The sequence below is a fragment of the Mesorhizobium sp. YIM 152430 genome (assembly GCF_029210365.1).
GTDB lineage: Bacteria > Pseudomonadota > Alphaproteobacteria > Rhizobiales > Rhizobiaceae > Aliihoeflea.
On record NZ_JARGES010000056.1, the window covers coordinates 269,245 to 290,089 of the forward strand.

Below are 20,845 nucleotides of genomic sequence, written 5' to 3' on the forward strand. Positions count from 1 at the left end.
GTCGGGCAACCCGCGAGCTAGAACCGGCGGCGATTGGAGCTCATTCGATGGACGGACAGGATTCGCAAGCGATATGCGGCGTCGACGCTGCGCGCATCCGCGAGCTGCGGGCGCGCGAGGAACGCGCCTACGCCAAGGCGCGGCCCAAATCGCATAAAGTCGCAGGCCACGGCCTGACCGGCTTTCTGGGCGGCGTGCCGATGCACTGGATGGCCGACTGGCCGATGCCGTTCCCGATGATCGTCGACAAGGCGTCGGGCGCGACGCTGACCGACATGGACGGCAATGCGCTCGACGATTTCTGCCTCGGCGACACCGGCTCGATGTTCGGCCATTCGCCGGCGCCGGTGGCGCGCGCGATCCGCCGGCAGGCGCGGCGGGGCCTCACCTACATGCTGCCGAGCGAGGACGCGCTTAATCTCGGAAAGCTTCTGACGGACATGTTCGGCCTGCCCTTCTGGCAGATCGCGACAACGGCGAGCGATGCCAACCGCTTTGCCCTGCGTGTCGCAAGAGCGGTGACCGGGCGCGACAGGATCCTCGTCTTCAACGGCTGCTATCACGGCGCGGTCGACGAAACGATGGTGCGGCTGAAAGACGGCAAGCCGGTCAACCGGCCGGGCCTTGCCGGCGAGTTCCGCGACCTGACGCAGGCGACACGCATCATCGAGTTCAACGATGTCGAGGCGCTTGAAGGCGAACTGGCGCATGGCGACGTCGCTTGCGTCATCACTGAGCCGGTGCTGACCAATTCCTGCATGGTGCTGCCAGATGAGGGCTTCCATGCCGCCCTGCGCGCGGCGACGCGCGAGCACGGCGCGCTGCTGCTGATCGACGAAACGCACACCATCTCGACCGCGCACGGCGGCTACACCGCAGCGCAAGGGCTGGAGCCCGACCTGTTCGTGCTCGGCAAGCCGGTCGCCGGCGGTGTTCCGGCCAGTGTCTGGGGCATGAGCGCTGCCGTCGCGGCGCGCTGGGCGACCTATCAGGCGACGAAGGAACCGGGCTATTCGGGCATGGGCACGACGCTGTCCGCCAACCCGCTCCAGTTCGCCGCCATGCGCGCGATGCTGGAAGAGGTGATGACGCCGGCCGCCTATGAGCACATGGAAAAGCTCGCCGCGCGGCTGGAAAAGGGCCTCGCCAGGGCGATCGCCAGGCACGGCCTGCGCTGGCACGTCGTCCGCGTCGGCGCGCGCGTCGAGTTCATCTGCGCGCCCGGGCCGCTGAAGAACGGCGCCGAGGCGGAAGCCGCGCACAAGCCCGAACTGGAAGCCGCGATCCATCTCGCACTCGTCAATCGCGGCTGCCTCATCGCACCGTTCCACAACATGATGCTGGTTTCGCCGGCGACGCGGAAGCGGCAGGTGGATGGGCTGGTGACGGCGTTCGGAGCGATTTTGGGGGAACTGGCGGCATGACCTCCCCTTCCGGCTCCACCGCCAGTGAAGCCCGCGACTTCCTCGACGCCCACCCCGAGATCGAAGCCTTCGACATCGTGCTGACCGACGCCAACGGCATCGGTCGTGGGAAGATCATCCGCCGGCATGAACTGACCGGCCTCTACGAGAACGGCCGGCATTTGCCGATCTCGATCCTCGGCCTCGACATCGTCGGCGAGGACGTTCACGAGACGGGGTTGATCTGGGATTCGGGCGACGGGGATTTGCGCGCCTGGCCGATCCCCGGCACGCTCATGCCGCTCCACGGCACGCGGCCCGCGCGCGGTCAGGTGCTTATGTCGATGTACCATCTCGACGGCACGGCCATGGGCTCCGACCCGCGACACGCGCTGGCGCGGCAGGTCGAAGCCTTCGCGGCCAAGGGCCTCAAGCCCGCCGGCGCTTTCGAACTGGAATTCTTCCTGCTTGCCAACGAGCGCGACGGCAATGGCCGCATCCAGCCCGCCCGCGCCGTGCTCGACGGGCTCGCGAGCGCCAAGACCGAGGTCTATTCGGTCGACCATCTGCACGGCATGGAGCCGCTTTTCTCCGACATCTACGCGGCCGCGAAAGCGCAGGACATCCCCGCCGAAACGGTGATTTCCGAATACGCGCCCGGCCAGTACGAACTGACTCTGAACTATCGCAACGACATTTTGCGCGCGGCCGACGACCTCCTGATGCTGAAGCGCCTGGTGCGGCTTCAGGCGCGTCGACACGGCGTCACCGCCTGCTTCATGGCCAAGCCCATCGAGGATTATGCGGGATCGGGGATGCATCTGCATGTCTCGATGCAGGACGAGGCCGGCCGCAACGTTTTCGCCGAGGCACGTGAGGGCGCGTGGAACGACACCATCCTCAACGCCCTCGGCGGGCTTGCCGGCACGATGGGCGAATCGATGCTCGTCTTCGCTCCTCACGCCAATTCCTGGCGGCGGTTCGTCTCGCAATCCTATGCGCCGGTCGCGCCGACCTGGGGCGTCAACAACCGCTCGGTCGCGCTGCGAATCCCGGCAGGATCGAAATCGGCGCGGCGTATCGAGCATCGGCCTTCAGGCGTCGACGCCAACCCGTATCTGGTCGCCGCGACCGTGCTCGCAGGCATCGCCAAGGGCATGGACGAACGGCTCGATCCGGGCCCGGAGACGACCGGAAACGGATATGCAGACGAGGCGTCCGGCCCGACGATGCCCTCCAACTGGCTTGCCGCGATCGAGGCCGCCGAAGCTTCGGCCTTCCTCAAATCCGCGCTCGGGCCGGAGATGCACCGCACCTTCTGCGCCATCAAGCGCGCCGAATATCTGCGCGTTGCCCGCACCGTGAGCGAACTCGACTACCACCTCTATCTGCACACGGTTTGATTCTCGCCTCATCACGTCAAAGTTAATGGCGCCTCGCGATACAAGAACATAACAAGAACGAATGACCGTTCTTTCGACTCGCGACAAGCTGGCGATCCTGTCGGACGCCGCCAAATACGATGCTTCCTGCGCTTCCTCCGGCGCAGCCAAGCGCAATTCGCTGAAATCGGGCGGCATCGGTTCGACGGAAGGGTCCGGCATCTGTCATTCCTATGCGCCGGACGGCCGTTGCATCTCGCTCTTGAAAATCCTTCTGACCAATTTCTGCATCTACGATTGCAGCTACTGCATCAACCGCTCCTCCTCCAATGTGAAACGCGCGCGCTTTTCGATCGAGGAGGTGGTGCGGCTGACGCTGGAATTCTACAAGCGCAACTACATCGAGGGCCTGTTCCTCTCCTCCGGCGTCATCCGCTCGCCCGACGAGACGATGGGCGAGATGGTGGAAATCGCGCGCCGGCTGCGCGTCGACGAGAAGTTCGGCGGCTACATCCACTTGAAGACCATCCCCGAATGCGCACCCGAACTGCTTGAACAGGCCGGTCTTTATGCCGACCGCCTGTCCATCAATGTTGAACTGCCGACCGATGAGGGCGTGAAGCGGCTGGCTCCCGAAAAGCGGCCCGAGACGATCCGTCTCTCGATGGCGAAGCTGCGCGCCAAGATCGAGGAGAAGGCCGAGCCGACGCTGAAGACGAAGAAACGCCAGCGCTTCGCGCCAGGCGGCCAGTCGACGCAGATGATCGTCGGCGCCGATGCGACGAACGACGCCGAAATTCTCGGTGCCAGCGCGCGGCTTTACGGCAGCTACCAGCTTCGGCGCGTCTACTATTCCGCCTTCAGCCCGATCCCGGACGCCTCGTCGGCGCTGCCCTTGATGAAGCCGCCGCTGATGCGCGAGCACCGCCTGTATCAGGCCGACTGGCTGATGCGCTTCTACGGCTTCGACCGGCATGAGATCGTCGCGGGCCGGCAAGACGGGATGCTCGATCTGGAGATCGACCCGAAGCTGTCATGGGCACTCGCCAATCGCGGCGCTTTCCCCGTCGACGTCAACCGGGCGCCGCGCGAAATGCTCCTGCGCGTGCCCGGTTTCGGCACCAGAGCGGTGCAGAAGATGCTCGACATGCGCCGCTTTCGTCGTCTGCGGCTCGAGGATGTCGGCCGGCTGTGCCAGTCGATCGCGAAGGTCCGCCCCTTCATCGTCGCCGAAGGTTGGTCGCCGGGCGGGACGACGGATGCGCAACATCTGCGGGCACGGCTGATTGGCAGGCCGACGCAGTTGAGTTTGTTCTGAGATGATTGTGCTCCACGCCACCACTCTCCAAACCGTCCACCTTTCTTCCCAGACCGACTTCCCCGCCTGGCGCGATGCCGCCCGCCGTCTCGCAACCAACGACATCCCCCCGGCCGACATCGTCTGGAACGTCGGCGAAAGCGATGACCTCTTCGCCGACGACGCCTCCTTGCCCGAGGTCGCACCCCAGGTGGCGCTCAACGTTCCGCGTGAATTCATCGACCGCGCCGAGGCGGTGATCTGTCATTCCGACCCGGCCCGTTTCGCCCTCCTCTACCGCATCCTTGTCCGGCTGCGCGCCGATCCGAACCTGTTGAAGATCGCGTCCGATCCGGACGTGATGAAGCTCAACGAGATGGAAAAAGCCGTCCGCCGCGACATTCACAAGATGCGCGCCTTCGTGCGGTTCGTGGAAATCGGCGAGGGCGAGGACGCGCGCTATGCCGCGTGGTTCGAGCCCGATCATTTCATCGTCGAGCGCAACGCACCCTTCTTCGTGCGCCGGTTCACCGGGATGAAATGGGCCATCCTGACGCCCAAGGGCACCGCCGAATGGGACGGCGAAAGCCTGACCATCGGTCCGCCCGCCTCGAAGGCCGACGCGCCGGCGGCCGATGCGACCGAGGACCTTTGGCTCACCTATTTCACCAACATCTTCAACCCCGCGCGGCTGAAGGTGAAGGCGATGCAGGCCGAGATGCCGAAGAAATACTGGAAGAACCTGCCCGAGGCGGCGCTGATCCCCGACCTGATTAGGGGCGCGGACCGGGCTGCCAGGGAGATGATCGAAAGAATGCCCACCCTGCCGGCGCCGCATCATGCGAAGGTTCAGGAGAAATACTGGTCGGCGAAGGAAGCGACTGCCGCCCCCGAGGCGCCCGCCGGCTCGCTGGACGAGGCGCGCAGACAGGCCGAGGGCTGCCGCCGCTGCCCGCTCTGGCGCGACGCGACGCAGACCGTGTTCGGCGAGGGACCGCACGATGCGCGGATCGTCTTCGTCGGCGAACAGCCGGGCGACCGGGAGGACATTGCCGGCAAGCCCTTCGTCGGCCCGGCCGGCAAGGTCTTCAACGACGTGCTCGACGAAGCCGGGATCGACCGGCGCATAACCTATGTCACCAATGCGGTAAAGCACTTCAAGTTCGAGCCGCGCGGCAAGCGGCGCATTCACTTCAAACCCAATGTGGTCGAGGTGCTGGCCTGCCGCTGGTGGGTGGAGCAAGAACTGGGCCTCATCCAGCCGGACCTCGCCGTGGCGCTCGGCGCGACCGCGGCGCTGTCGTTGCTCGGCAGAGCGATCCCGGTGACGAAGCTGCGGGGCGAGGTTCTGACGCGCGACGACGGCCTGCGAGTCTTCATCACCATCCACCCCTCCTTCATCCTGCGCATCAGTGAGCGCGCGGACGCCGAGGCGGAGCGGACGCGTTTCGTGGAGGACATGGTGGCGGTGAGAAAGTTGATGGCGGCGTAGTTTTACACAACGAGGATCGCCCGCAGATCATTGACATTCGTTCCCGTCGGACCCGGCGTAAACAAATCCCCCAGCGCTTCGAACGCCGCCCAGGCATCGTGCCGCGCAAGCAGCCCGCGCGGATCATGCCCCATCGCGCGCAGGCGCGTCGCTGTCGTGCCGTCGGCGAATGCGCCTGCATTGTCTTCCGACCCGTCGATCCCGTCCGTATCGGCTGCAAAGGCGTGAACGCCGGGCAGGCCTTCGATGCCAAGCGCAAGCGACAGCAGGAACTCCGTGTTGCGCCCGCCCCGGCCGCCCTTTTGCGCAATCGTCACCGTCGTCTCGCCGCCGGACAAAATCAGCACGGGCCTGGCGAAAGGCCGGTCGCGCAGCGCGATCTCGCGGGCGATTGCGGCGTGGACCTTGCCGACTTCACGCGCCTCGCCCTCGATCGCGTCGGAGAGGATGACGGCCTCGATGCCATGACGTCTTGCCTCGGCGACAGCCGCGTCGAGCGAGATGCCTGCCGATGCAATGATGCGCAATTCGTTCCCGGCAAAGCCCGGATCGTCCGGCATCGGCGCATCGGCGGCGGATGACCGAATATGCGCCATGACGGCATCCGGCAGGTTCAGCCTATAGGTCTCGACAACCGAGAGCGCGTCGGTACGGGTGGCTGCGTCCGGAACGGTCGGACCGGAGGCGACATGGGCGGGATTGTCGCCGGGAATGTCGGAGACGATCAGCGAGACGACGCGCGCCGGATGCGCGGCGGCCGCAAGCCGCCCGCCCTTGATCGCCGAGACGTGCTTGCGGATCGTGTTCATGGCGGAGATCGGCGCACCGGAGGCGAGCAGCGCTTCGTTGACCGCAATCTCGTCGGCCAGCGTCAGCCCGGCAGGCGGTGCGGGCAAAAGCGCCGAGCCGCCCCCTGAGATGAGCGCGATGACGAGGTCGTCTGTCGTGAGATTTTCGACGGTGGCAAGCAGGCGCTGGCCGGCCTTCAGCCCCGCCTCGTCGGGCACGGGATGGGCGGCGTCGATGATCTCGATGCGTTCGCAGTCGCAGCCATAGCCGTAGCGTGTGACGACGAGGCCTTCGAGCGGACCGTCCCACGCACGCTCCAGCGCCCGCGCCATCTGCGCCGAGCCCTTGCCGGCCCCGATCACGACCGTGCGCCCCTTCGGCCGTACAGGAAGGTAGTCGCGGATGATGCGTTGGGGATCGGCGGCGTCGACGGCGGCGGAGAAGATGGAGGTGAAGAGTGCGCGCGGGTCGGTCATTGCCGGCACTTTTGCCCGTCACGCGCTAGCTGGCAAGGTCGCTCTTCGCCCGCTTGCCCGCCACATAAACCTCTCGCACGCATCGGTCATCCCCCATGGTCTGCATCAAGAACAGCTCTTCCGCCAGCGTCTCGATCCGCTCCATGCGCAGCCGCATCGCGGGCGTCGCCTTGGCATCGAGCACGACGAGATCGGCATCGGTGCCGATATCGAGCGTGCCGATCTTCCCTTCGAGCGACAGCGCCTTGGCGTTGCCGAGCGTGATCTGCCAGAAGGACGCGAGCGGGTTCAGCTTTTCGCCGTTGAGCGCGATGATCTTGTAGCCCTCGTCCATCGTGCGCAGCATCGAATAGTTGGTGCCGCCGCCGACATCCGTGGCCGTGGAAATGCGCAGCGGCTTGGCGCGCTTGCGGTAGCGCTGATAGTCGAAGAGGCCCGAGCCGAGGAAGAGGTTCGAGGTCGGGCAGAAGACGGCGATCGAGCCGGCATCCGAAAGCGCATCCGCTTCGCGTTCCGATAGATGGATCGAATGGCCGAAGAGCGTCTTCGAGCCGGCGAGGCCGTAATGCTCGTAGATGTGCGTATAGTCCTCCGACCAGGAATAGAGCTCCTGCGTGAAGGCGACCTCGGCGTGGTTTTCGGACAGATGGGTCTGGATGTGGAGGTCGGGATGCTCGGCGGCGAGCGCGCCCGCCATCTCCATCTGCTCGGGCGAGCAGGTGATCGCAAAGCGCGGCGTGATGGCGTAATGGCCGCGCGCGCGGCGGTGCCAGCGGGCGATCAGTTCCTTCGTGTCGTCATAGGAGGATTGCGGCGTGTCGGTCAGCGCGTCCGGCGCGTTGCGGTCCATCATCACCTTGCCGCCGACGACCAGCATGTCGCGGCTTTCCGCCTCGGCGAAGAACGCGTCCGCGCTCTCCTTGTGGACCGAGCAATAGGCGACGACCGTCGTCGTGCCTTGGCGGATCAGTTCGTCGAGGAACAGCCGCGCGATGCGCCGGCCGTGCTGGAGGTCGGCGAAGCGCGTCTCCTCCGGAAAGGTGTATTTGTTGAGCCATTCGAGAAGCTCGGCGCCGTAGCTCGCGATCACCTGCATCTGCGGGAAATGCGCGTGGGTATCGATGAAGCCCGGCAGGATGAGGTGCGGACGATGGTCGACGATGGCCACGTCCCGGCCCGCCTCGCGCGCGACGAGATGGAAATCCCCCATTGCCGCGATCTTCCCGTCGCGGATCAGGAGCCCGCCATCTTCCTCGTAGCGATACGAGGCGCGGTCCTCGATGCTTTCCGGCTCGGTGAGGAAGGACAGCAGGCGGCCACGCAGGACAAGCGTCGACATCATCTTCCCTCGAACCAGACGACCAGCAGGCGGCGCTCGTCTTCGGTCATGCCCGAAACGTTGCCGGGCGGCATGGCGTGGCTGCGGCCGGCCTGGAGATAGATTTCGCGCGCGTGTTCGGCGATCTGGGTCTCGCCGTCGAGCAGCACGCCTTTCGGCGCGAAATAGACGCCCTCCCAGCCGGGCTCTGCCGCATGGCACATGGCGCAGCGGCCCATGACCGTATCGCGCACGGCATCGAAATGCCCGGACGCCATCAGCGTCTCCGCGCGGGCGGAGGCGCGCGGCTCGCCCGTCAGTGCGGCTGGCACCGTCGACAGCCACATGATGACGATGAAGAGCACCGTCGCCGCGCCCCATGTCCAGTGCGGCTTTGCCCCGGTCGCGTGCATCGTGTTGAAATAGTGCCGGATCAGAACGCCGATGATGAACACAAGCGAGGCGATCACCCAGTTGAATTCCGTGGCATAGGCCAGCGGATAGTGGTTCGACAGCATCAGGAAGATGACGGGCAGTGTCAGGTAATTGTTGTGCGTCGAGCGCTGCTTGGCGATCTTGCCGTATTTCGGGTCCGGTGCGCGTCCGGCCTTCAAATCCGCGACGACGATCTTCTGGTTCGGGATGATGATCAGGAAGACGTTGGCCGACATGATCGTGGCCGTAAAGGCGCCCAGATGCAGGAAGGCGGCGCGGCCGGTGAAAAGCTGCGTATAACCCCAGGCCATCGCGACCAGCACGCCATAGAGGATCAGCATCAGCGCGGTGTCATTGTTGCCGAGCGGCGACTTGCAGAGCAGGTCGTAGATCAGCCAGCCGACGGCCAAAGAAGCGACCGAGATCAGGATTGCGACGGGCACGGAAATGTCGAGGACGTTGCGGTCGATCAGATAGAGATCGGCGCCGGCATAGTAGACGATCGCGAGCAGGAAGAAGCCGGACAGCCAGGTCGCGTAGCTCTCCCATTTGAACCAGATCAGGTGCTCCGGCATGTTGGGCGGCGCGACCATGTATTTCTGGATGTGGTAGAAGCCGCCGCCATGGACCTGCCATTCTTCGCCATTGACGCCGGGCGGCAACTGGCCGTGACGGCGCAGGCCGAGGTCGAGCGCGATGAAATAGAAGGACGAGCCGATCCATGCGATCGCCGTGATGACGTGCAGCCAGCGCGCGGCAAAGCTCAACCAGTCCCAGAAGATCGCGAAATCGTACACTCGTCAGCCCTCGGCAAATCCCAGCCTCGGACTTTACCCGCGACCGTTCAATGCGGAAGAGGGAAGCGATGCGATGACTTTCAAAAAAAAATCGAAAATGTTAGGCCGCAAAGGCCTGGGAGCGAGAGATGGCCTATCTGGACAATGTATCGGTTTTCGTGCGCGTGGTGGAACTCGGCAATCTGTCGGCCGCCGGGCGCGACATGCGCATTTCGCCCGCCGTCGCCTCGAACCGCATCAAGGAACTGGAAAAACATCTGGGCGTGCGGCTCTTCAACCGCACCACGCGGCAACTGATGCCGACCGAGCATGGCCGCATCTTCTATGAAGGGGCCAAGAAGGTGCTCGATGCGGTGACGGATGCGGAAGCGGCCGTGACCTCGCTCTCCGGCCAGCCGCGCGGGACGATCCGCGTCACCGCGCCGCTCGGCCTCGGCCGCCGGCTGATCGCGTCGGGCATCCCCGATTTCCACGACCGCTACCCCGACATCGAGGTGCGGCTGCGCCTTTCGGACCACAATGTCGACATGATGAAGGAAGGCATCGACGTCGCCTTCCGGCTCGGCCAGTTGGAGGATTCGAGCCTTCGGATGCGCGGCGTCATGGACTGCGAGCGCGTCCTGGTCGCCGCGCCGCAATATCTCGAAGCACGCGGCGATCCCGTAAAGCCGCAGGACCTGATCGACCAGCGCCACGACTGCCTGCTCCTGCGCTTCCCCGGCGCGCGCGAGTTCTTCTGGCCGTTGCAGACCGCCGAGGGCGTGCAGAAGTTCGAGGTGCGCGGGCCGTTCGATTCCGACGATGGCGACGTGTTGACGAGTTGGGCGCTGTCGGGCCGCGGCATCGTCATGAAGCCGCGCTTCGAGGTCGAGCCTTTCATCCGCGACTGGCGGCTGAAGGTGATTTTGCCGCAAACGCCGCCGACGCCGGTGCAGCTTGCCGCGGTCTATCCGCACCGCAAGTTTCAGGACCCCAAAGTGCGCCTGCTGCTCGATTTCATGGCCGAACGCTGCCAGCGACTCATTCGCGAGATCATGAAACCGAGCTGAAAAGCGCGGCTGAAATCTCCGCCGCCGCCATCGCCGCAATGACCGCCGGCCGTTTGTCCTTCACCGCCGAACCGCCGATCGGGCAGACGAGGCGCGCAAGATCGGTCTCCGAGCCGCCGGCCTCCTTCAGATACCAGCTTTTGAACGTCGCCCGCTTGGTCTTCGAGCCGATCATGCCGACATAGGCCGCGTCGTCGCGCTTGAGCGCTTCGGCGACGATCAGGAAGTCGAGCGCATGGTCGTGGGTAAGGACCACGAAGGCGGAGTGGGCTGGCGTATCGCGCACGCTCTCCTCGGGAACCGGCGTCAATCGCGTCGTGACGCCGTCCGGCATCCCGCCGAGCGCCTCGGCACGCGTTTCGACGATGGTCACGCGGAACGGCATGAGCGCGAGCGCCGCCGCCAGCGCGTGGCCGACATGGCCGCCACCGAAGAGCAGGACGTGCGGATAGGTTGCCTCTTCCGATTCGAGCCGCTTCGGGATCGCCGCGCGCAGTTCGGCGTCGACAAGCGCGATGTCGACGCTGGTCCGCCCGCCGCAACACTGGCCTATTTCAGGTCCGAGAGGGATGTCGAGAAGGTCGGCTTTCGGGCTTCCGGCGGCGATCATTTCGCGGGCACGGTCGATCGCCCTGAATTCGAGCTGCCCGCCGCCGATCGTGCCGAAGATGGCGGTCGGAGAGACCAGCATCCAAGCGCCGACCTCGCGCGGGGTGGAGCCGATGGCGGAGCGGACCTCGACGATGGCGAGGTGGGGGTGGGCGGCGAGGAAAGTGGCGAGGGTGGTCATGGGGCGCGCCATGATTGGGAGGCGTGAAGGATCACAAGCATCGGTGTTCTATAGCCTGTCCACGCGCGCGCATAAACCGCGCTACCCGCGCGCGATCCCTCGAACCCGCTCCACCGCCATCAGCACCCGCTCCGGCGTCGCCGGCGCATCGAGCGCGGGGAACACCTTGTGCCCGCCGACGCTCGCCACCGCGTCCGACAGCGCATGGAAAACCGACATCGCCAGCATGAAAGGCGGTTCGCCAACGGCCTTGGAGCGATGCACCGTCGGCTCGTGCGCCTCCGGCCAATCCGCCAGCGTCACGTTGAAAATCTTCGGACGGTCCGAAGCGAGCGGAATCTTGTAGGTCGACGGAGCATAGGTTCTGAGGCGCCCCTTTTCGTCCCAGACGAGTTCCTCGGTCGTCAGCCAGCCCATGCCCTGCACGAAGCCGCCCTCGATCTGGCCGAGATCGATGATCCGGTTCAAGGAGCGTCCCGTCTCGTGCAGGATGTCGGTGCGCTCGACGACATATTCGCCCGTCAGCGTGTCGATCGAAACTTCCGAGCACGATGCGCCATAGGCGAAATAGTAGAATGGCCGGCCCTCGCCCTTGTCGCGGTCCCAGTGGATTTTCGGCGTCTTGTAGAAGCCGGCCGCCGAGAGTTGCACGCGCGCCATATAGGCCTGCTTGACGAGATCTGCGAAGGGGATTTCCTGATTTCCGATCCGCACCCGATTGGGCAGGAACACGATCTGGTCCTTCGGCAGGCCATATTTTTCGGACGCGAAATCGCAGAGCCTGTTCTTGATCTGACGCGCGGCATTCTGCGCGGCCATGCCGTTCAAATCCGTGCCGGACGAGGCGGCGGTGGCCGAGGTGTTCGGCACTTTGCCCGTCGTCGTCGCGGTGATCTTCACGTTGGAAATGTCGATCTGGAACTCCTCGGCCACCACCTGCGCGACCTTGACGTAGAGCCCTTGCCCCATCTCGGTGCCGCCATGGTTCAGGTGAACCGAGCCGTCCGTATACACATGCACCAGCGCGCCCGCCTGGTTGAAATGGGTCGCCGTGAAGGAGATGCCGAACTTGACCGGCGTCAGCGCAAGGCCGCGCTTGACGATGCGGCTCTTCGCATTGAAGGCGGCGATTTCCTCGCGTCGGCGCTGGTAGTCGCAGGACGCTTCCAGTTCGGCGACGATGCGGTGGACGATGTTGTCCTCGACGATCTGATGGTAGGGCGTGACGTTCCGGTCGGACGTGCCGTAGAAATTCGTCTTGCGAACCTCCAGTGGGTCCTTCCCCAGCGCGAAGGCGATCTCGTCGATGACGCGCTCCGCGCCCATCATGCCCTGCGGGCCGCCGAAGCCGCGAAACGCGGTGTTGGACACGGTGTTGGTGTAGAGCGGCGCGGATTGCGCGTGGACCGCAGGGTAGAAATAGGCGTTGTCGCAATGGAACAGTGCGCGGTCGGTGACGGGACCGGAAAGGTCCGACGAAAAACCGCAGCGCGCGGCATAGGTGTAGTTGACGCCGCGGATCGTGCCGTGCTCGTCGAAGCCGACCTCGTAGTCGATGAGGAAGTCGTGGCGCTTGCCCGTGGCGATCATGTCGTCGTCGCGGTCGGGACGGATTTTCACCGGGCGCTTCAGCTTCTTTGCCGCAATGGCGGCGATGGCGGCGAACTGGTTCGACTGCGTCTCCTTGCCGCCGAAGCCGCCGCCCATGCGCCGTACCTCGACGGTGACGGCGTGCGAGGCCACGCCAAGCGCGTGCGCGACCATGTGCTGGACTTCGCTCGGATGCTGGGTCGAGGAATGGACGGTCACGTCGTCGTCCTCGCCGGGAATGGCGAGCGCGATATGGCCTTCGAGATAGAAATGGTCCTGCCCGCCGACGCGCATCCGGCCCTTGAGCCGGTGCGGGGCCGACGCGATCGCATCTGCCGCTTCGCCACGCCTCAGCGTCAGCGGCGGGGCGACCATCCGGGCCGACTTCGCGTCGAGTTCGCCGATATCGGTGACGAATGGCAGCGCGTCATAGTCGATCTTCGCCAGTTGGCACGCCCGCCGCGCCACCTCGCGCGTTTCGGCGATGACGGCGAAGAGCGGCTGGCCGAAAAACTCGACCTTTTCCGTCGTCAGCACCGGCTCGTCGTGCCGCCCTGTCGGCGAGATGTCGTTGACGCCCGGCACGTCATGGCCGGTCAGCACCGCGACGACTCCCGGCGCGGAACGAACCGCATCGAGGTCGATGGACTTGACGGTGCCGTGTGCGATGGTCGAGAGGCCAAGACAGCCATGCAGCGTGCCGGCCGGCTCGGCGATGTCATCGATATACACGGCCTGGCCGGTGACGTGCTTGGCGGCGGAATCGTGGCGCTGGTCGCTCGCGACCCCGCCCTTGATGGCGGCGGCGGTCAGGTCGGGCTGGGCGTGCTTGTTCATCACGCCGCCTCATGGCGCAAAACGGTAGCCGTCTCGCCGCTGCTTTCGAGAAACACCCGCATCAACAGATTCTTCGCCGTCATCATCCGATAGTCAGCGCTCGCCCGCATGTCCGAAATCGGCTGGAAATCCTGCGCATAACCCGCCATCGCAGCCTCGACCGTCTCATTCGTCCACGGCTTCCCGACGAGTCCCGCCTCGACAGCCTTCGCGCGTTTCGGCGTCGCTGCCATGCCGCCATAGGCGATGCGGGCCGATGTCACCTTCCCATCCTCGACCCTCAGCAAGAACGCCCCCAGCACCGCCGTGATGTCCTCGTCGCGGCGCTTCGTGATCTTGTGGACGGCGAACAGCGCCCCCGCCTCGGGCACCGGCACATGCACCGCCTCGACGAATTCGCCGGGCGCGCGGTCCTGCTTGCCGTAGTCGATGAAGAAGTCCTCGAGCGCGATCGTTCGACGACTCGCGCCTTTGCGCAGTGTCACCGACGCGCCGAGCGCGATCAGGGGCGGCGGCGTGTCGCCGATGGGCGAGCCATTGGCGATGTTGCCGCCGATCGTGCCCATGTTGCGCACCTGATCGCCGCCGATCCGGTCGAGCAGCGGGCGCAGCGCAGGGATGCGCGACGCCAGTGCCGCATAGGCATCCGTATAGCTGACGCCGGCGCCGATGGTGATCGTGCCGTCCGTCTCCGACACCTGCCGCAATTCGTCTAGCCCGCCGATGAAGACGACAGGCGAGATGTCGCGGAAATGTTTCGTCACCCAGAGCCCGACATCGGTCGAACCGGCGACGATGCGCGCGTTCGGCTCGGCGTCCAGAACAGTCGCGAGGTCGTCGACCGACGACGGCACGACGAGCCGGTCCTTGCCCGTGCCGATCTCGACGCGCGCGCCGTCACGCATGGCTTTCAGTCTTGCGATCACGTCTGCGCGCTCAGTGACGAGCGGGTCGCGCCCGGCCTCGCCATAGGACGAGATCGCCCGCGCCGCACGCATGATCGCCTCGTAGCCGGTGCATCGGCACAGATTGCCTTGCAGCGCCTTTTCGATGATCGCATCGGACGGGTTCGGCTCGCGCATCCACAACGCGTAGAGCGACATCACGAAGCCCGGCGTGCAGAACCCGCATTGCGAACCATGGAAATCGACCATCGCCTGCTGGACGGGGTGAAGCCCCCCATCCGAACCGCGCAGATGCTCGATGGTGACGACATGGCAACCGTCAAGCGAGCCGGTGAACCGGATGCAGGCATTGACGCCTTCATAGACGAGCCCGTCGCCGGCAAGCCGACCGACCAACACCGTGCAGGCGCCGCAATCCCCTTCCGCGCAGCCTTCCTTGGTGCCCTTCAGCGCGCGGTCGAGGCGCAGGAAATCGAGCAGCGTCGCATCGGGGCGCACGTCGGTGAGGGTGATCACTTCGCCGTTGAGGAGGAAGCGGATGTGGGAGCGGGAGCCCATCTCAACTCCCCCGATACGTTGAATAGCCGTAAGGCGAGATCAGCAGGGGCACATGGTAGTGCGCCGCCTCCGCCATCCCGAACCGGATCGGCACCTCGTCGAGGAAGGCGGGTTCGGGCAGGGTCAGGCCCGAGCCTCGCAGATAATCGCCTGCCGCGAACACCAGCTCATACTGCCCCGGCGCGAAATCAGCGCCCTGAAGCAGCGGCGCGTCGCAACGGCCGTCGGCATTGGTGGTGACGGACTTGACGTGCGCGCGCTCGTCTCCGTCGAGCCTGTAGAGCGCGATCTTCAGCCCCGCAGCCGGCCGCCCCGACGCCGTGTCCAGTACGTGGGTGGTCAGGCGACCCGAATTGGCGTTGGCCATATGCGCTCCCTTTTGTTCTTCTTGGCACGGACTGTAAGGCAAGTCATAAGCCCTCTGGAGGCGAGCGGCCACAAAAAGACTTTCAAAATTTTCGTCGGGAATGCGCGCCCGCGACAGCGCCTATTCTGCCATGGTGATGGGGAAAATTCGATGACCGAGCCGAAGCGATATGTCCGCAATATGCGCGGCTATGGCGCCAATCCGCCGAAGGCGAACTGGCCGGGCGGCGCGCATGTGGCCGTGTCCTTCGTCGTCAACTACGAGGAAGGCGGCGAGAACTGCGTCCTCCACGGCGACGCCGCCTCCGAGGCGTTCCTGTCCGAAATCGTCGGCGCCGCGCCATGGCCGGCCAAGCGCCACTGGAACATGGAATCGATCTACGAATACGGCGCGCGGGCCGGTTTCTGGCGGCTCCATCGCCTGTTCACGGAGGCCGGCCTTCCAGTGACGGTCTACGGTGTCGCGGACGCCCTCGCCCGCTCGCCCGACCAGGTGGCGGCGATGCAGGAGGCGGGCTGGGAAATCGCCTCGCACGGGTTGAAATGGATCGACTATCGCGACCATGAAGAGGATGCCGAGCGCGCCGATCTGGCCGAAGCGATCCGGCTCCATACCGAAGTCGTCGGCGAGCGTCCGAAGGGGCTCTATGTCGGCCGCACATCGGTCAACACCGTGAAGCTGGCGGCGCAGGAAGGTGGCTTCACATGGATTTCCGACACCTATGACGACGACCTGCCCTATTGGCTCGACCATGACGGCCAGGGCCGCGCGATCGACCCGCAACTTGTCATTCCCTATACGCTGGACGCCAACGACATGCGCTTTGCGACGGCTCAAGGGTTCAATTCGGGCGACCAGTTCTTCGCCTATCTCAAGGACGCGTTCGACACGCATTACGCGGAAGGCGAGGCTGGCCGACCGTCGATGATGAGCATTGGGCTGCACTGTCGGCTCGTCGGGCGGCCGGGGCGCGTGGCGGCGCTGAAGCGCTTCGTCGACTATGTGAAGAGCCACGACAATGCGTGGGTGGCGCGCCGCATCGACATCGCCGAGCATTGGATCGCGAAACATCCCTACAAGCCGCATGGGCTACGGCCGAGCCGGATGGGGCGCAAGGCGTTCGTCTCACGCTTCGGCTCGATCTTCGAGCATTCGCCATGGATCGCCGAACGCGCCTTCGAACTTGAACTCGGCCCCGCTCATGACAGTGCCGACGGCCTGCACAACGCACTGGCGCGCATGTTCCGTTCGGCGAGCGAGCCGGAACGGCTGGGCGTGCTGCAAGCCCATCCCGACCTTGCCGGCAAGCTGGCGCAGGCGAGGCGCCTCACCGAGGAATCGACCAGGGAACAGGCGTCCGCCGGGCTCGACGCGCTGACCGACGACGAGCGCGCGGCCTTCACCGAACTGAACGAGACCTATGTCGCAAAATTCGGCTTCCCGTTCATCATCGCCGTCAAGGACAACACCAAGGCGTCGATCCTCGACGCCTTCCGGCACCGCATCGCCAATGACCGCGACACCGAATTCGCCACCGCGTGCAAGCAGGTCGAGCGCATCGCCTATCTGCGGCTGAAGGACATCCTGCCCCAATGAACGAGCGAACCTATTACGCCCCCACTGGCGGCCTGCCGGCGCAGACTGAACTCCACACCGGCCGCGCCGTCTTCACCGACGCCTATGCCGTGATCCCCAAAGGTGTCATGAGCGACATCGTGACGAGCTACCTGCCCTTCTGGGACAAGACGCGGCTCTGGGTCCTCTCGCGCCCGCTCTCCGGCTTCGCCGAGACCTTCTCGCAATACATCATGGAAGTGCAGCCGGGGGGCGGGTCGGACCGACCGGAGCCGGAAGCGGATGCGCAGGGCGTGTTCTTCGTCGTCGAAGGCGAGATCACGGTGACGCTGGACGGCGAGCGCCACACCCTGACGCCCGGCGGCTACGCCTATTTGCCGCCAGCCAGCGGCTGGACGCTCAGGAACGATGGCAAGGACGTCGCCCGCTTCCACTGGATCCGCAAGGCGTATGAGTTCGTGGAAGGTCTCGACGTCCCCGACCCGCTCTTCCTTAACGAGAGGGACATCGCGCCCGCGCCGATGCCCGATACCGGCGGCGCATGGGCGACGACGCGTTTCGTCGACCCGGCGGACCTTCGCCATGACATGCATGTCACCGTCGTCACCTTCGAGCCCGGCGGACTGATCCCGTTCGAGGAAACCCATGTCATGGAGCACGGGCTTTACGTGCTTGAGGGCAAGGCGGTCTACAAACTCAATAGAGATTGGGTGGAGGTCGAGGCCGGCGACTACATGTGGCTGCGCGCCTTCTGCCCTCAGGCCTGCTATGCAGGCGGTCCGGGGCGTTTTCGGTATTTGCTTTATAAGGACGTCAACCGCCACGCCAAGCTTGGAATCGGCCGATGACCCGCACCATAACCGCCCGCCCCCTCACCCGCGAAGCCTTCGCCCCCTTCGGCGACGTCCTCGACACCGCCGGCGACAACCACTTCCCGATCAACAACGGCAAATGCGAGCGCTATCACGACCTGGCCAATGTCGAGGCCAAGGGCCCGAACGCCCGCGTGCTCGTCTCGATCGCCCGCGGCACGCCCTACGAAATGCCGCTGGCGCTGAAGATGGTCGAGCGCCATCCTTTCGGCAGCCAGATCTTCATGCCGCTCGATCAGCGCCCGTTCCTCGTCGTCGTCTGCCATGACACCAATGACGGCCCCGGCGAACCGAATGCCTTCGTCACCGCACCCGGCCAAGGCGTCAACTATCATCGCAACACATGGCACGCAGTCCTGACGCCGATCGGGCAGAGCCAGGATTTCATCGTCGTCGACCGGGGCGGCGACGGCAGCAACCTGGAGGAATTCTTCTTCGAGGAGCCCTGGGAAGTCCGCCTGCCGCAAGGTTTCCAGACGTGAGCGCAGCGCTGATCAACCGTCTGTTCGACGTCATCGAGAACGACATCGTGCCCAAGACGCAAGCGGGCGTCGCCGCCGGCAACAAGATCTTCGGTGCCGCGATCCTGCGCAAGTCGGACTTCTCGCTGATCATCGCCGAAACCAACAATGAGATCGAAAATCCGCTCTGGCATGGCGAGATGCACGCCATGAAGCGCTTCTACGAACTGCCGAAGGCTGAACGGCCCGACACGAAGGATTGCGTCTTCCTGTCGACGCACGAACCCTGTTCGCTGTGCCTGTCGGCGATCACTTGGGCGGGCTTCGACAATTTCCATTATTTCTTCAGTCATGAGGATTCGCGCGACGCGTTCGCGATTCCGCACGATCTGAAGATCCTGAAAGAGGTCTTCGGTCTCGAACCCGGCGGCTACCGTGCTGAAAACGCCTACTGGAAAAGCCACTCCATCCGGCGCGAGATCGCCGCAATGGGCGAAGCAGAACGCTCCGAACTGTCCAGTCGCGCGGCAGGAATTTCCCGTCGCTACGACGCCCTTTCGCACGTCTATCAGGCGTCGAAGGACGCCAACGACATTCCCCTCAATTGACAGGCTGCCGACAGGTCCGCACGACCAACTATCGGCAAATCCTCACGAATTTTCCCTTCGCGGTTGATCCCTCGGCGCGGGTGGCTATAGTTCGCCTCGTCTCAGGCGGAACCATTTACGCCATCCAATGTCGCAAACGGCCATGTGAAATGTCGCATGATGCCGTCAATATCCTTACCTAACGAGACCCGCAAACGGGTCCGCTCAATGGGTTCGGATCACACGATCGAATGAGGAACAGGCAATGTCGAAAGAACTGGAATTTTTGAGCCGCTATGTCGCACGCGGCAAGCTGAACCGTCGCGATTTTCTGGGCCGTGCGGCCGCGCTCGGCGTCACCTCGACATTCGCAAACTCGCTGCTGATCGGCGCTGCGCGCGCACAGGGACCGCAAAAGGGCGGCGACCTGCGCCTGGGCCTGACCGGCGGCGAATCCACCAACAGCCTCGACCCCGCCCAGTGGCTGACGCAGGTGCCGCAGAATTTCGGATCGACCTGGGGTGAACTTCTCGTCCTCCAGTCGCCGCAGGACGGCACGCCGCAGCCCGTGCTCGCCGAATCCTGGGAAGCATCCGAAGATGCGATGGAATGGCGCTTCAGGATCCGCAAGGGCGTGACCTTCCACAACGGCAAGGACATGACGCCCGAGGACGTGGCGCAGACCATTCGCCGCCATTCGGACGAAGCGACCGAATCGGCCGCCCTCGGCGTCCTCCGCGACATCGAGGATATCTCGGTCGACGGCGACAATGTCGTCTTCAAGCTGGCCTCCGGCAATGCGGACCTGCCGCTGCTCCTGACCGATTACCATCTCGTGATCCAGCCGAATGGCGGCTATGACGATCCGTCGGCCGGCATCGGCACCGGTCCCTACAAGGTCGAGGTCAACGAGCCGGGCATCCGCCACGTCTCGACCAAGTATGACGGCTACTGGAGCGACGAGATCGGCCATGTCGCCTCGGTCGAGGTCGTGGTCATGAACGATGCGACCGCACGCACCTCGGCCTTGCAGTCCGGCCAGGTCCACATCATCAACCGCGTCGAGCCGCGCACGGTGGCGCTTCTGTCGCGGATGCCGGGCGTCCACATCGAAGCAGTGCCCTCCAAGGGGCATTATGTCTTCATCATGCACTGCAACACGGCGCCCTTCGACAATCACGATCTGCGCATGGCGCTGAAACTCGCCATCGATCGCGAGCAGATGGTGGAGCAGATCCTTGCGGGTCACGCCTCGGTCGGCAACGATTTCCCGATCTCGCCTTCCTATGCGCTCTATCCGGAGGGCATCGAGCAGCGCGCCTACGATCCCGAACAGGCGGCCTTCCACTACAAGAAGTCCGGTCATTCCGGCCCCATCTTGCTGCGCACGTCCGAAGTCGCCTTCCCCGGCGCGGTCGACGCCGCACAACTCTACCAGCAGCAGGCGCAGGCCGCCGGCATCGAAATCCAGGTCCAGCGCGAGCCGGGCGACGGCTACTGGACGGAAGTCTGGAACGCGCAGCCCTTCTGCGCTTCCTACTGGGGCGGCCGTCCGACGCAGGATTCGATGTATTCGACCGCCTACATCACCGGCGCGGACTGGAACGACACGCGTTTCTTCGACGAGGGCTTCGATACGCTCATCCGCACGGCCCGCGCCGAACTCGACGAGTCCAAGCGCGCCGAGATGTACCGCGAAGCGGCGACCAAGGTGCGTGACGATGGCGGCCTGATCCTGCCTATGTTCAACGACTTCCTCGACGCCCGCCGCGAGGAGGTTCAGGGCTGGGTGCAGGATCCCAACCACGAGACGTCCAATCTGAGGGCGGCGACCCGCGTCTGGCTCGACCAGGCGTGATCGGGGC

The 20,845-nt window shown here is 64.9% G+C and carries 17 protein-coding genes; 10 read left to right on the forward strand and 7 right to left on the reverse strand.

The genetic code is table 11. The annotated features are described in order from the left end of the window. Window positions 1-47: 47 nt before the first annotated feature. From PZ895_RS18930 to PZ895_RS18945, 4 genes are all read left to right on the forward strand, one after another. A complete protein-coding gene (locus tag PZ895_RS18930; protein ID WP_275840536.1) occupies window positions 48-1,424 on the forward strand; it encodes an aspartate aminotransferase family protein in 1,377 nt (458 codons plus the stop codon). Then, window positions 1,421-2,806, forward strand: coding sequence for a glutamine synthetase family protein (locus tag PZ895_RS18935; RefSeq protein ID WP_275840537.1), 1,386 nt, complete (start codon window positions 1,421-1,423; stop codon window positions 2,804-2,806). The genes PZ895_RS18930 and PZ895_RS18935 overlap by 4 nt, the downstream gene beginning before the upstream one ends. Window positions 2,807-2,867: 61 nt before the next feature. Further along, a complete protein-coding gene (locus tag PZ895_RS18940; protein ID WP_275840538.1) occupies window positions 2,868-4,103 on the forward strand; it encodes a putative DNA modification/repair radical SAM protein in 1,236 nt (411 codons plus the stop codon). Between the two features lies 1 nt (window position 4,104). Continuing rightward, the gene (locus PZ895_RS18945; RefSeq protein ID WP_275840539.1) at window positions 4,105-5,574 is read left to right on the forward strand and encodes a UdgX family uracil-DNA binding protein; all 1,470 of its coding nucleotides are present in this window, start codon (window positions 4,105-4,107) and stop codon (window positions 5,572-5,574) included. 2 nt (window positions 5,575-5,576) lie between these two features. Here the strand turns inward: PZ895_RS18945 and PZ895_RS18950 are convergent, their stop codons facing one another. Genes PZ895_RS18950 through PZ895_RS18960 form a run of 3 tightly spaced genes read right to left on the reverse strand, consistent with a single transcriptional unit; the run spans window position 5,577 to window position 9,389 of the window. Next, the gene (locus tag PZ895_RS18950; protein WP_275840540.1) at window positions 5,577-6,839 is read right to left on the reverse strand and encodes a glycerate kinase; all 1,263 of its coding nucleotides are present in this window, start codon (window positions 6,837-6,839) and stop codon (window positions 5,577-5,579) included. A gap of 25 nt (window positions 6,840-6,864) precedes the next feature. Beyond that, window positions 6,865-8,178, reverse strand: a complete 1,314-nt coding sequence (guaD, locus tag PZ895_RS18955; RefSeq protein WP_275840605.1) for a guanine deaminase — start codon at window positions 8,176-8,178, stop codon at window positions 6,865-6,867. Beyond that, window positions 8,178-9,389, reverse strand: coding sequence for a urate hydroxylase PuuD (locus tag PZ895_RS18960; RefSeq protein ID WP_275840541.1), 1,212 nt, complete (start codon window positions 9,387-9,389; stop codon window positions 8,178-8,180). Before PZ895_RS18960 ends, guaD begins: the two co-directional genes overlap by 1 nt. A gap of 128 nt (window positions 9,390-9,517) precedes the next feature. Here PZ895_RS18960 and PZ895_RS18965 point away from each other — a divergent pair, with 128 nt between their 5' ends. Further along, the gene (locus PZ895_RS18965; RefSeq protein WP_275840542.1) at window positions 9,518-10,438 is read left to right on the forward strand and encodes a LysR family transcriptional regulator; all 921 of its coding nucleotides are present in this window, start codon (window positions 9,518-9,520) and stop codon (window positions 10,436-10,438) included. Here PZ895_RS18965 and xdhC read toward each other — a convergent pair. The 4 genes from xdhC to uraH form a co-directional block, all read right to left on the reverse strand. Continuing rightward, window positions 10,422-11,240: a xanthine dehydrogenase accessory protein XdhC gene (xdhC, locus tag PZ895_RS18970; protein ID WP_275840543.1), complete on the reverse strand. Its 819-nt coding sequence runs from the start codon at window positions 11,238-11,240 to the stop codon at window positions 10,422-10,424. The genes PZ895_RS18965 and xdhC overlap by 17 nt on opposite strands. Window positions 11,241-11,309: 69 nt before the next feature. Continuing rightward, window positions 11,310-13,655 carry a xanthine dehydrogenase molybdopterin binding subunit gene (xdhB, locus tag PZ895_RS18975; RefSeq protein ID WP_275840544.1) on the reverse strand — a complete coding sequence of 782 codons (2,346 nt, stop codon included), beginning with the start codon at window positions 13,653-13,655 and terminating at the stop codon, window positions 11,310-11,312. After that, on the reverse strand, window positions 13,655-15,118 hold the full coding sequence (gene xdhA / locus PZ895_RS18980) for a xanthine dehydrogenase small subunit (RefSeq protein ID WP_275840087.1): 1,464 nt from the start codon (window positions 15,116-15,118) through the stop codon (window positions 13,655-13,657). The genes xdhB and xdhA overlap by 1 nt, the downstream gene beginning before the upstream one ends. 1 nt (window position 15,119) lies before the next feature. Beyond that, on the reverse strand, window positions 15,120-15,485 hold the full coding sequence (uraH, locus tag PZ895_RS18985; RefSeq protein WP_275840088.1) for a hydroxyisourate hydrolase: 366 nt from the start codon (window positions 15,483-15,485) through the stop codon (window positions 15,120-15,122). Window positions 15,486-15,635: 150 nt separating this feature from the next. Between uraH and puuE the strand changes: the two genes are divergently transcribed. The 5 genes from puuE to PZ895_RS19010 all read left to right on the forward strand — a co-directional run bounded on the left by puuE (window position 15,636) and on the right by PZ895_RS19010 (window position 20,838). Continuing rightward, window positions 15,636-17,081, forward strand: a complete 1,446-nt coding sequence (puuE, locus tag PZ895_RS18990) for an allantoinase PuuE (protein WP_275840545.1) — start codon at window positions 15,636-15,638, stop codon at window positions 17,079-17,081. Then, a complete protein-coding gene (locus tag PZ895_RS18995; protein WP_275840546.1) occupies window positions 17,078-17,908 on the forward strand; it encodes a bifunctional allantoicase/(S)-ureidoglycine aminohydrolase in 831 nt (276 codons plus the stop codon). The genes puuE and PZ895_RS18995 overlap by 4 nt, the downstream gene beginning before the upstream one ends. Next, a complete protein-coding gene (locus tag PZ895_RS19000) occupies window positions 17,905-18,414 on the forward strand; it encodes an ureidoglycolate lyase (protein WP_275840547.1) in 510 nt (169 codons plus the stop codon). Before PZ895_RS18995 ends, PZ895_RS19000 begins: the two co-directional genes overlap by 4 nt. Beyond that, window positions 18,411-19,001, forward strand: a complete 591-nt coding sequence (locus PZ895_RS19005; RefSeq protein ID WP_275840548.1) for a nucleoside deaminase — start codon at window positions 18,411-18,413, stop codon at window positions 18,999-19,001. The genes PZ895_RS19000 and PZ895_RS19005 overlap by 4 nt, the downstream gene beginning before the upstream one ends. A 244-nt stretch (window positions 19,002-19,245) precedes the next feature. Further along, window positions 19,246-20,838: an ABC transporter substrate-binding protein gene (locus tag PZ895_RS19010; protein WP_275840549.1), complete on the forward strand. Its 1,593-nt coding sequence runs from the start codon at window positions 19,246-19,248 to the stop codon at window positions 20,836-20,838. The last annotated feature ends 7 nt before the right edge of the window (window positions 20,839-20,845 follow it).

Coding starts and splice junctions, on each gene's coding strand:
- PZ895_RS18930 (WP_275840536.1), top strand. CDS start 48: ATGGACGGACAGGATTCGCAAGCGATATGCGGCGTCGACGCTGCGCGC.
- PZ895_RS18935 (WP_275840537.1), top strand. CDS start 1,421: ATGACCTCCCCTTCCGGCTCCACCGCCAGTGAAGCCCGCGACTTCCTC.
- PZ895_RS18940 (WP_275840538.1), top strand. CDS start 2,868: ATGACCGTTCTTTCGACTCGCGACAAGCTGGCGATCCTGTCGGACGCC.
- PZ895_RS18945 (WP_275840539.1), top strand. CDS start 4,105: ATGATTGTGCTCCACGCCACCACTCTCCAAACCGTCCACCTTTCTTCC.
- PZ895_RS18950 (WP_275840540.1), bottom strand. CDS start 6,839: ATGACCGACCCGCGCGCACTCTTCACCTCCATCTTCTCCGCCGCCGTC.
- guaD (WP_275840605.1), bottom strand. CDS start 8,178: ATGTCGACGCTTGTCCTGCGTGGCCGCCTGCTGTCCTTCCTCACCGAG.
- PZ895_RS18965 (WP_275840542.1), top strand. CDS start 9,518: ATGGCCTATCTGGACAATGTATCGGTTTTCGTGCGCGTGGTGGAACTC.
- xdhC (WP_275840543.1), bottom strand. CDS start 11,240: ATGGCGCGCCCCATGACCACCCTCGCCACTTTCCTCGCCGCCCACCCC.
- xdhB (WP_275840544.1), bottom strand. CDS start 13,655: ATGAACAAGCACGCCCAGCCCGACCTGACCGCCGCCGCCATCAAGGGC.
- xdhA (WP_275840087.1), bottom strand. CDS start 15,118: ATGGGCTCCCGCTCCCACATCCGCTTCCTCCTCAACGGCGAAGTGATC.
- uraH (WP_275840088.1), bottom strand. CDS start 15,485: ATGGCCAACGCCAATTCGGGTCGCCTGACCACCCACGTACTGGACACG.
- puuE (WP_275840545.1), top strand. CDS start 15,636: ATGACCGAGCCGAAGCGATATGTCCGCAATATGCGCGGCTATGGCGCC.
- PZ895_RS18995 (WP_275840546.1), top strand. CDS start 17,078: ATGAACGAGCGAACCTATTACGCCCCCACTGGCGGCCTGCCGGCGCAG.
- PZ895_RS19000 (WP_275840547.1), top strand. CDS start 17,905: ATGACCCGCACCATAACCGCCCGCCCCCTCACCCGCGAAGCCTTCGCC.
- PZ895_RS19010 (WP_275840549.1), top strand. CDS start 19,246: ATGTCGAAAGAACTGGAATTTTTGAGCCGCTATGTCGCACGCGGCAAG.